General features: G+C 70.9%; 8 protein-coding genes. 4 read left to right on the top strand and 4 right to left on the bottom strand.

Annotated elements, in window-relative coordinates; all coding sequences use genetic code 11:
- The first annotated feature begins 99 nt into the window (after window positions 1-99).
- The 3 genes from holA (at window position 100) to VFZ20_RS11095 (ending at window position 2,837) form a co-directional block, all read left to right on the top strand.
- Window positions 100-1,122, top strand: a complete 1,023-nt coding sequence (gene holA / locus VFZ20_RS11105; protein WP_329683943.1) for a DNA polymerase III subunit delta — start codon at window positions 100-102, stop codon at window positions 1,120-1,122.
- Between the two features lie 201 nt (window positions 1,123-1,323).
- On the top strand, window positions 1,324-2,292 hold the full coding sequence (locus tag VFZ20_RS11100) for a helix-turn-helix domain-containing protein (protein ID WP_329683942.1): 969 nt from the start codon (window positions 1,324-1,326) through the stop codon (window positions 2,290-2,292).
- Window positions 2,289-2,837, top strand: coding sequence for a DUF6036 family nucleotidyltransferase (locus tag VFZ20_RS11095; RefSeq protein ID WP_329683941.1), 549 nt, complete (start codon window positions 2,289-2,291; stop codon window positions 2,835-2,837). Before VFZ20_RS11100 ends, VFZ20_RS11095 begins: the two co-directional genes overlap by 4 nt.
- Window positions 2,838-2,862: 25 nt before the next feature.
- Here the strand turns inward: VFZ20_RS11095 and VFZ20_RS11090 are convergent, their stop codons facing one another.
- Window positions 2,863-3,906, bottom strand: coding sequence for an HD-GYP domain-containing protein (locus VFZ20_RS11090; protein WP_329683940.1), 1,044 nt, complete (start codon window positions 3,904-3,906; stop codon window positions 2,863-2,865).
- 113 nt (window positions 3,907-4,019) lie between these two features.
- On the opposite strand from VFZ20_RS11090, the gene VFZ20_RS11085 reads away from it, so the two are divergent.
- Complete coding sequence (locus VFZ20_RS11085) at window positions 4,020-5,393, top strand: sigma-54 dependent transcriptional regulator (RefSeq protein WP_329683939.1); 1,374 nt, start codon at window positions 4,020-4,022, stop codon at window positions 5,391-5,393.
- 324 nt (window positions 5,394-5,717) lie between these two features.
- Here the strand turns inward: VFZ20_RS11085 and VFZ20_RS11080 are convergent, their stop codons facing one another.
- From VFZ20_RS11080 to VFZ20_RS11070, 3 genes are all read right to left on the bottom strand, one after another.
- Window positions 5,718-6,713: an HD-GYP domain-containing protein gene (locus VFZ20_RS11080; protein WP_329683938.1), complete on the bottom strand. Its 996-nt coding sequence runs from the start codon at window positions 6,711-6,713 to the stop codon at window positions 5,718-5,720.
- Window positions 6,714-7,738: 1,025 nt separating this feature from the next.
- Window positions 7,739-9,319: a hypothetical protein gene (locus VFZ20_RS11075; protein WP_329683937.1), complete on the bottom strand. Its 1,581-nt coding sequence runs from the start codon at window positions 9,317-9,319 to the stop codon at window positions 7,739-7,741.
- 479 nt (window positions 9,320-9,798) lie between these two features.
- On the bottom strand, window positions 9,799-10,323 hold a 525-nt coding region (locus VFZ20_RS11070; protein WP_329683936.1), incomplete at its 5' end, for an inorganic diphosphatase.

Below are 10,323 nucleotides of genomic sequence, written 5' to 3'. Positions count from 1 at the left end.
GTGGGCGTGGAGGTGTACCCCATGCCGTACGGCGACGTGCTGTACCACAACGCGTCGTACGCGGCGCCGTCGGCGCACGGCGCCGTGCTCGCGGAGTAGATGGCGGTCATTCGCCCCGGCCAGCTGGAACGCACGCTCCGCGACCGTGTCGCGGGGGGTGCGTTCTTCTTTTTTGGCGACGAGGACTACCTGCGCGACGAGGCCGTGGGCAAGGTGGTCACGGCCTACCTGGACCCCGCCACGCGCGACTTCAACTTCGACCAGCCCCGCGGCAGCGACGTTCCGGCGGAGACGCTGGCATCCATGATCGCCACGCCGCCCATGATGGCGGAGCACCGCGTGGTGGTGGTCCGCGACGCGCAGGGGCTGAGCAACACGGCCCGTACGGTGGTGGAGGCCGCGGTCAAGGCGCCGCCGCCCGGGCTCATCCTGGTAATCGCCGCCGCCATCCCGTCGGGCTCCAAGGCCAAGTTCTACGACGAGCTCAAGAAGCACGCGGTCTCCATCGAGTTCGCCCCCCTGTCGCAGGACGACGCGCCGGGGTGGGTGATGGAGACGGGACGCGACGAGCTGGGTGTGGAGGTGGACCCCGACGCGGCCCGCGCGCTCGTCGCCGGGATGGGCGTGGAGCTAGGGATGCTGGGCGCGGAGCTGCGCAAGCTCGCGGCCTACGTGCAGGACCGAAAGCGCGTGACGCTGGACGACGTGCGCGCCGTGGGCGGCATCATCCCCCGGCAGGACCGCTGGGCGTGGTTCGACCTGATCACGGAGCGCCGCTTTCGCGAGGCCATCGACACGCTGCCCATCCTGCTGGAATCCGGCGAGAACGGCGTGGGGCTGGTGATCGGGATGGGCGGGCAGCTGCTCAAGGTGGCGCTCGTCTGCGCGGGCGGGCAGGGCGCGCTGGAGCGCGAGCTCAAGCCGTTCCAGAAGTGGATGGCCCGCCGGCTGGTGCCCGTGGCGCGCAAGTGGACGCTGCCCGAGGTGGACCAGGCGCTGGCGGAGCTGCTGCGGACGGACCGGCTGCTCAAGTCGGCGTCGCTGAGCGACCGGCAGGCCATCGAGGAGCTGCTGCTGCGGATGTGGGCCATCGGGCGGCGGGACGGCGCGCGGGCAGCCTGACGGGCTGAACCGCGGGTTACAGGAGACAGCCTGCAACGGCGGGCTGATGGAACGGCCGGCCGCATCTGCGCGATGCGGCCGGCCGATTTTCGTCCAGGCGCTTCACCAAGGGGCGGGGCGAGATTATAATCCTGTTAGTGTAAGACGCTTGGATTCCGTAACGGAATTCAAGTCTGTTCCTCGTCCCGACCTCCGGCAGCCATGCGTCCCGCGAAGACGTCACAGGGCAACCTCGCCGCCCCGCTGAACCGCATTCTGGGCACGGAGGCGAACGTGCGCCTGCTGCGCGTGCTGGCGGATGCGGAGGAACCGCTTTCGCGTCCGGAAGCCGCGCGGCGGGCACAGATGGACGCGTCCGGCATCCGCCGCGCGCTGGACGCGCTCGTGGCGGAGGGGATCGTGGAGCCCGTCGGCTCGGGCGCGCGGCCGCCCGTCCGCCTGCGTGACGCCCATCCCCTCGCGCCCGCGCTCCGGCAGCTGTTCGCGGCCGAGCAAAGGCGCGCGGACGAGGTGATCCACGTGGTGCGGGAGATCGTCGGCGCGCTCGAGATTCAGCCGCGCGCGGTCTGGATGTCCACGCTCGTTCCGGAGGCGGATACGCTGGAGATCGTCCGGGTCGGCGTGCTGGCGGGCGCGCGCGTGGTGGACGCCGTCGCGCGGGCGCTGAGCGATGGCCTCCGGGAGACGCAGCGACGGCTGGACGTGATGATCGAGATCCGCCCGTACACCATCGCGGATCTGCAGACGCTCTCCGTTCCATCGCGCGCCGAGTTGTCCGCGTCCATGCCGATCCTGGGACCCGCGCCGACGTCGTTCATCGACACGGAAGCTCCCGCCGCGGCGCCGCTCGCGTCCGCGGAGCGCGGGCATGCGCGGCAGGACCGGCGCGGGCTGCTGCTGGGCCGGGCGATCGGCGAGCGGATCATGCGCGACCCGTCGCTGATCCGCCGCGCGCGGGAATACGCGCGTCGCATGGCGGCGTCGTCGCCCGGGGTGCGCCGGGAGATGGAGGAGTGGGAGATGCTGCTGGAGACGCTGTCGCCCGCCCGGCTGCGCGCCTTCCTGGCGCATCCCGGGGAGCGCGCCACGCGGCTGCGCCAGTCGCTGCCCTTCATCGACGTGCTGACGGCAGACGAGCGGGAGCACCTCTTCCGAAAGGCGGGCGCATGACGCGCGCGCAGCTGGAGCACGCCATCCGCGCGGCCTGTGACGTCTCGGGAGACCGCGAGGTGTGGGTGTTCGGCTCCCAGGCCATCCTGGGCGAGCATCCGGATGCTCCCTCCGCCCTGCGCCGGTCCATCGAGGTGGATATCGCGCCCAGGAACCACCCGGAGCGCGTGGACGCGATCGACGGCGTGCTGGGAGAACTGTCGACGTTCCACCAGACGCACGACTTCTACGTGCACGGCGTGCCCATCGACACGGCCCAGCTGCCGGCGGGCTGGCAGGTTCGCACGTACAGGCTGCAGAACCACAACACGCGCCAGCTCACCGGCTGGTGCGTGGAGGGGCACGACCTCGCGGCGAGCAAGCTGGCCGCGTTCCGTGACAAGGACCGCGACTTCGTGCGCGTGCTGCTCGTAGAGAGGCTGATCGACGCGGACGTCCTGCTGGAGCGCGTGGCCCTGATGATGGAGCTCGAGCCCGAACCGCGAGAGCGGATGGAGCGGTGGATCCACGCCCTGCGCGCGGACCTGTCCGATTCCGCGCCGTGAACCGGGAACGTTTTCCGGCTTCCGGCTAGACCCCGTTCGTCCGTTCCAGGTCGGGGGCGACGGCGGTGAGAAAGACGTCCACCACGCCGGGATCGAAGTGGGTGCCGCGGCCGGCGCGGATCTCGTCCATCACCCGGTCGTGCGGCCACGCGGGACGGTAGGGGCGGTCGCTGGAGAGCGCATCGTACACGTCGGCCAGGGCCACGATGCGCGCGCTGAGCGGGATGGCCTCGCCCGCCGTGCCCAGGGGGTATCCGCGGCCGTCCCAGCGCTCGTGGTGGCTGAGGGCGATCTGCTCCGCCATCCGCACCATCTCCGACCGCCCGGCGCTCAGGATCTGCGCGCCGATGACGGTGTGGCGCTTCATCAGCTCCCACTCGCCCTCGTTGAGCTTGCCGGGCTTGAGCAGCACGCCGTCGGGGATGCCGATCTTGCCCACGTCGTGCAGGGGGGCCGTGCGGCGCAGCATCTCCACCTCGGCCGCGGGCAGGCCCATGGCGGCGGCGATGCGCGCGGACAGCTCGGCCACGCGGCGCGTGTGCAGCCCCGTGTCGTCGTCGCGCAGCTCGGCGGCGCGCGCCAGCCGCTCCAGCACCTCCCACGCGGCCTCCTCCAGCTCGCGGGTGCGCGCCTGCACCTTGCCCTCCAGCTCGCGGTTCTGCCGGGCCACGGACAGGTGCAGGCTGCGCGTGTGCAGGTGGTTCTGCACGCGCAGCAGCACCTCGTCCACCGCGTACGGCTTGCTGATGAAGTCCACGGCACCCTCGGCCAGGGCGCTCACGCGGGCCTCGCGGGTCAGGTCGCCGCTCACGACGAGGATGGGCAGGTAGGTGCCCGCGGGGATGAGGGGGCGCAGGCTGCGGATGACGTCCGTGCCCTCCACCAGGCCCATGTGCAGGTCCAGGACGACCAGGTCCGGGGCGAACTCCCGGAACAGGTCCGGGACCTCCAGCCCGTTGAGGGTGGTGCGCACGTCGGTGAACCCGGCGCGGGCCAGGATGCGCTCCAGCACGCGCAGGGCGCCCGCGTCGTCGTCCGCGGCCAGGATACGGGGCGATTCGAGGGCCATCGGCGGGTGGTTGCGGGCGAGCTCCAACGCGACGCCAAAGGGCGACGCTGGCGATGCGGCGCCTCGCTCGCAATCTTTAGGCGCGCTCTCCGTTCGCCAATCCATCATTGCTGATGCCACGATCCATCCTCATCATCGACGACGACCCGGGTGTGCTGGCCGTCCTGGGCAAGTTCTTTGGCCGAAAGGCCTGGGAAGTGTTCTCCGCCGGCAGCGGGGAGGACGGCGTGCGCGTGTACGAGGCGCACCGTCCCGACGTGGTCCTGCTGGACCTGGACCTGCCGGGGCTCTCGGGCCGCGACATCCTGGACATCCTGGTGGCGCGCGGCGCGGCCGTGGTCATGCTCACGGGCCACGCCGAGGTGGAGACGGCCGTGGACGCCATGCAGTCCGGCGCGGAGACGTTCCTGACCAAGCCGGTGAACTTCGCGCACCTGGAGGCCGCCGTGGAGCGCGCGGCCGAAAAGGTGGAGCTGCGCCGCACCAACGAGACGCTGGCGCGCTCGCTGGCGCAGCGCGGGGCCGGCGGCGGCGAGGCCGGGCTGGGCGCGTCGCCCATGATGCGCGACCTGGCGCGGCAGGTGGACCTGCTGGCCGACTCCAGCGACACCACGGTGCTGCTGCTGGGCGAGAGCGGCACGGGCAAGAGCTTCATCGCGCAGCTGCTGCACGCGCGCAGCCCGCGGGCGCGCGGCCCGTTCGTGGAGATCAACGCGGCGGGCCTTTCGTCCACGTTCCTGGACTCGGAGCTGTTTGGCCACGAGCGGGGCGCCTTCACCGACGCGCGCGAGATGAAGCGCGGCCTGTTCGAGGTGGCGGACCGCGGCACGCTGTTCCTGGACGAGATCGGCGACCTGGCGCCGGAGCTGCAGCCCAAGCTGCTCAAGGTGCTGGAGACGCGCAGCTTTCGCCGGCTGGGCGGCACCCGCGAGATGCAGGTGGACGTGCGGCTGGTGGCCGCCACCAACAAGGACCTGCAGGCCGAGGTGCGGGCCGGCCGCTTTCGCGAGGACCTGTTCTACCGCCTGTCCGTGTTTCCGCTCGAGGTGCCGCCCCTGCGCGACCGCTCGCGCGAAGATGTGCTGGAGCTGGCGCACCGCTTTCTGGCGGAGCTGGGGCAGCGCCACCGCAACAGCCCCACGGAGCTCTCGGCCAAGGCGGCGGAGGTGCTGTCTGGGTACGCGTGGCCGGGCAACGTGCGCGAGCTCAAGAACGTGCTGGAGCGGGCGCTGGTGCTGGCCTCGGGGAGCGCGCGCATCGAGCCGGAGCACCTGCCGCCCACGCTCAAGGCGCCGGGCGCGCCCCGCGCCGCCCGCGAGGAGCCCAGCATCATGCCCCTGGAGGAGGTGGAGCGGCGCCACATCGAGCGCACGCTCTTTCTGCTGGGCGGCAACCGCACGGCGGCGGCGGAAAAGCTGGGGATCTCGCGGAGCACGCTGCACACCAAGATCCAGCAGTACGGCCTGGAGAGCGTGGGCCGCGGCTGACACGCATTCGCCGATGTCTCGCGTGACCCGGTGAGGCCGATTCCGCGCGCCGACGCCGTGTTCGTGGTTCGGACGCAAGATCCTTCGTCGCCGCCATGGCTCGTGCACCGGTCGGGATCGCGCGGCGGCTCCTCAGGATGACGCTTCTGGCGGAGGGCTCAATGCACCTGTGGTCCGCCAGTCTCCATTGAACGGAAGCCCCGTTCCGGCAGCGCCGGGGCGGGGCTTCGGTCGTTCCCGGCCCGGAGCTTCTCGTGCCCCGAGCCGAACCATCCCGCGCGCATCAACGAATCCCGCACTCGCGCACCAACGCACTCACGCACTTCACTCGGGCACGACGCGCATGAGGGACGCGACGGCCTGCGGATGGAAACGCGTACCGGCACCGGCGCGCAGGAAGGGCTCCCAGTAGGCGCGCGGCATGGCGGGGCGGTAGGAGCGGTCGCTGGTCATTGCGTCCCACGCATCCACCACGCGCAGGATGCCCACCAGCAGGAACTCGGCGGTCACGGGCGAGATGTGGCCGGCCAGCTCGCAGTGGTCCGTCATGTGGTGCTCGATGAGCGGCGCCAGGCGGCGCAGGCTCGTGACCCCGCGGACGATGTCGGCGCCCACGCGCGGGTGGCTGCGGATGCGGTCCAGCTCGTCGGGGGTGAGCGGATCCGTCTTCTGCAGCAGTTCCACGGGCACGGAGATCTTGCCAATCTCGTGCAGCCGCGCGGCCTGCTCCAGCGTGGCGATGTCCTCCTCGCTCAGGTGCAGCGCCACGGCCACCTTGCGGCATCCCTCGGCCACGCGCTCGCAGTGGCCCTGCATGTAGCGGTCGCGGGCGGCGATGGTGAGGGCCAGGGCCTCCACCATCTCGCCGCGGGCCTCGGCCACCTCGCGGCGCAGGCGGTCCATGGAGCGCCACACCTCCGCGCGCAGGGTGCGGAAGTCGTGCTCCACGCGGCTCACGGCGTCCTCGAGCGTGCGGCGCACGTCGTCCTCGCGAAAGGGGCGGGGAAGCACGGCAAAGCGGTCCGGGGCAGCGCCCACGTTCGGCGTGCTGAACGGCGCGCCGGGCTCCGTCACCACCAGGTGCGCGCCCGTGCGGTTGAGCTGGCGAAAGCGGTGCACGTAGCTGATGCCGTCGAACGAGCGGTCGCAGCCCAGATCGCTGATCACGATGTCGGGCACCATGCCGTCGTCCAGCATCTGCATGGCTTCCTGTCCGTCGGGCACCACGCTGGCCAGGTGGTCGCCGGCCCGGATGATGGGCTCCAGCTCCGCCACGACCTCGCGGCGGTCACTGACGATGAGGATGCGTCCGCTGATCATGTTCAGCTTTCTTGTGGGAGTGCGATGGAAGGGGATGCGCCGCGAGGGCTCGTTCGGGCGCGTACACAGGCGAGATGCGCGCCGGATTGCGATCAGCTGTAAGTGATTGATGCAAATGGGTTTAGCTGCCGGCCACACTTCCCGTGGATCGTCCGGAATCCGTGCGGGATTCGGACGGGGATGGATAAGTTGTTGCAGTTGAGCAGGATAGACGGCCTGTATGATTTCCGGACGTGTCGGCAAGCGCACATCGGTCCTGGATCGCCATCCTCCTGGAAAGACGCCGACCCTCCCCGTGCCGGGGAGGGTCGATGCGTTTGGTGGATCCGCGGATGCGGTCCGCTCAGACGAGGGTGCCGGCCCAGGCGGCGGCGGCGCAGGTGGCGACGACCGCGATGGCGTTCAGCACGGGGCGGATGCGGGCGGCCAGGGTGCGGGTGCGGGCGTAGTCGCGACGGCTCATGGTCATCTCCTGTGGTCAGGGAGTCGGATGTCGTTGTTCGGAATCCGGGCGCGTCGCCTGCCTGCCGCGACTCGCCGTTCGGGTACGTGACAAGGCCAGATCCGCGCCGAATGGTGGTATCCTGCTAATCCATTGAAATGCAAGCACTTAGCTCGTTATGGGTCAGTCGTGAAATCGTCCGGAATCCGATCAGGCGGAATGGTGCCATCCGCTAAGTGATTGAAAGGAATCGCGATACGGTCCGCGTCTGATTTCCGGACGCGGAGGGCGATTCATCATCCCCGTACGCCGGTGCCGGAACGACGCCGACCCTCCCCGCGCGGGGGAGGGTCGATGCGTTTGAAGGCTCGCGGATGCGCGTCCGCTCAGACGAGGGTGCCGGCCCAGGCGGCGGCGGCGCAGGTGGCGACGACCGCGATGGCGTTCAGCACGGGGCGGATGCGGGCGGCCAGCGTGCGGGTGCGGGCGTAGTCTCGGCGGCTCATGGTCATCTCTCCGGGTGTGGCGACGGCGATCGTGAAATCAGGACGTACCTTCGTACCTCGTACCTTCGTACCGTTTCTCAGCGGACGCGGGCGATCATCCAGCGGGCGTCGGAGCTGGTGCTGGTGGCGGAGACCACGCCCGCGGCGCTGGCCCCGCGCAGGCGGACGTAGAAGCTGCCGCCCGCCACCTGCGACACGGCCGTGCTCTGTCCGCTGCCCGCGCGCACCTCGCCGGCGGCCTTCCAGCCGTACTGCGCGCTGCCTTCGCCCACCTGGTAGTAAGTGGGGTTGTTGAGGGCCGGGTTGCTCGTGCGGTCGTCGGCGGCCTGCGTGGCCGTCCACAGCAGCACGGCGCCCGCGGGGTCCCAGCCGGCGCCCAGGCGGGCGCGCATGCGCTCCACCAGCCCGGCGCGGCCGCCCTCGCCGTCGCCGCCGTACCAGCCCTCGGCGGCGCCGCGCGACACTTCCGTCATGGCGGCCTCGGGCGTCATCCCCGCGGCGACCAGCCGGGCCTGCAGGTCGCGCAGCAGGCTGCTGGCGTCGTAGTAGCCCCAGGTTACGCGTCCCTGCGCGCCGAACGGCTCCAGGGCGAACACCACGCTCTCGCGGCCGGGCTCCAGGTTGTCGCTCCAGCGCCAGTTGCTGGCCTGGCCCACGTTGAGGTAGCGGCGGACGAGGTCCATGGCCACGAAGTCCGCGCCGCCCTCCACGGCCCAGCCGGCATCGGCCGGGGCTACGCCGCGCTCGCCGTGCAGCCACGCGGCCTGCCAGGCGTGCGTGAGCTCGTGGCCCAGCACCTTTACGCGGTAGCTGGCGTGGTCGTACATCTCGAAGCCCTGCCCCTTGCCGCCGCGCAGGTTCATGTTGAACCACACGAAGCTGTAGGCGCCCTGCGCGTCCTCGCGCGACCAGGTGGCGGCGGCGCCCTTGGCCGGGTCCCAGGCCGTGGCCAGGATGAGCAGCTGCCCGGAGCCGGCGCTGGTGGTGGGCACGCCGGCGGAGAAGGTGGACTGCAGCAGGGGCACGCCGCGCTGCGCCAGGAACTCCAGGGCGGCACCGGCCTCCTCAAGCACCTGCTGCGTGCCGGCTTCGTCCTTCTCGATGACGGCCAGGGCGAACCGGCCGCCCACCACGCGGACCACGCGCGCCGTTACCGGGCCCGTGCCCTCGATGGGCGCCACGCTGAAGCGCTCGCCCTGCACCCACGGCGTGCTCCGCGCGAACGGGCTGTCGTCGCTGGCATCCGCCACGGCCGTGTTGCGCGTGATGTGCGCCGGCAGGGCCGCCGCCGCGGGCGAGGCGCCGCCGGTGGAGAGCGACCGCGCCGCGCCGCCGTACGTGGCGTCGGCGATGGTGTACGCCGGGTCGGAGAGGGTGCCGGCGGGCGAGCCGCCGCGCGCCGCCTCCAGCGCCCGGGCGTCGTAGCCCGCCAGCGCGTACTCGGCGCCGGAGCCCGCGGCCAGGTTGAAGCAGGCGGCCTGCGCGGCGGAAAGGACCGCCGTCTCGCCCACGCCCAGGTTCACGGAGGCCGCCGCCGTGCACGCCGGCGCCGACGTCTCGGGCGCGACCGGGGAGCTGCCGCCGGCGTCGCCGCCGCACGCGGCGAGACCAAGGGCGGCCGTGGAGAGCAGGGCTGCGATTCTGGAGGGCGTGGGCATGGGAGGGCGTCCGGGATCAAGGGTGGTGTCCGCGCTCCGTATCCTCCGCGCGAACGGCCCCTGGGAAGGCGAGGAGCGTTCCCGGTGTGCCCTGTGGACGTATCTGTTTGTGGTTGATGCGTTTACGCCGAGTTCCGGTCGGCCCTGATCCATCCCGGGATCGTCCGGAATTCGTACGGGGAGGTAAATGGTGTGGAAGGAGGTGGGGCGGAAATCCAGTATCTGCGCGGCTATTCGCTATCGTGTGTACAAAATCCGAACGCGCTCGGGCCGAGCGTCTACTGCTGCCCGGCATCCGAACGGAATCCGTCGCGTCTCATCTCCCACGCGACAAAAAGCAGAGCACCTCGATGAAGTACTCTGCTGCCTCTGCTCCCTCTGCGTGAGAAAGCAGTTGGTCCTGGAGCCGGAACGGACGAAGGGCCCGGCATCGCGCCGGGCCCTTTCGTACCTTCGTACCCCGTACCCTCGTACCGCCGTCAGAGCTCGTGGCCCGACCGTTCCAACGACGCGCCCTGCGACATGCGCGCGACGACCTCCGCCTGACGCTTGACGGCGTAGCGGGCCATGCACTCCACGATCACGCTGCGGGCGCTCTTTTCGTCCTCCCAGCCCATGGGGTGCACGCGCACGCCCTCGAGGTCCTTGTAGACGGTAAAGAAGTGCTCCACCTCCTTGAGGTAGTGCGGCGCCACGTCGTCCAAGCCGCGGTACTCGTCGTACAGCGGGTCGCGGGCGGGGACGCACAGCACCTTCTCGTCCATCTCGTCGCGGTCCGACATGCGAAAGATGCCGATGGGCCGCACCTCGATGAGGCACCCGGGAAAGGTGGGCACCGTGGTCATGACGATGGCGTCGAGGGGGTCATCGTCCTGGGCGTACGTCTGGGGAAAGAAGCCGTAATCGCCGGGATAGTGCACGGAGCTGTAGAGCAGGCGGTCCAGCTTGAACATGCCCGTCTGCTTGTCGAGCTCGTACTTGTTGCGGCTGCCACGGGGGATCTC

The organism is Longimicrobium sp. (genome assembly GCF_036280135.1).
GTDB lineage: Bacteria > Gemmatimonadota > Gemmatimonadetes > Longimicrobiales > Longimicrobiaceae > Longimicrobium.
The sequence above is the reverse complement of the archived record's forward strand: the minus strand, read 5'-3'. Positions and strand labels throughout refer to the sequence as shown.

Coding starts and splice junctions, on each gene's coding strand:
- holA (WP_329683943.1), top strand. CDS start 100: ATGGCGGTCATTCGCCCCGGCCAGCTGGAACGCACGCTCCGCGACCGT.
- VFZ20_RS11100 (WP_329683942.1), top strand. CDS start 1,324: ATGCGTCCCGCGAAGACGTCACAGGGCAACCTCGCCGCCCCGCTGAAC.
- VFZ20_RS11095 (WP_329683941.1), top strand. CDS start 2,289: ATGACGCGCGCGCAGCTGGAGCACGCCATCCGCGCGGCCTGTGACGTC.
- VFZ20_RS11090 (WP_329683940.1), bottom strand. CDS start 3,906: ATGGCCCTCGAATCGCCCCGTATCCTGGCCGCGGACGACGACGCGGGC.
- VFZ20_RS11085 (WP_329683939.1), top strand. CDS start 4,020: ATGCCACGATCCATCCTCATCATCGACGACGACCCGGGTGTGCTGGCC.
- VFZ20_RS11080 (WP_329683938.1), bottom strand. CDS start 6,713: ATGATCAGCGGACGCATCCTCATCGTCAGTGACCGCCGCGAGGTCGTG.
- VFZ20_RS11075 (WP_329683937.1), bottom strand. CDS start 9,319: ATGCCCACGCCCTCCAGAATCGCAGCCCTGCTCTCCACGGCCGCCCTT.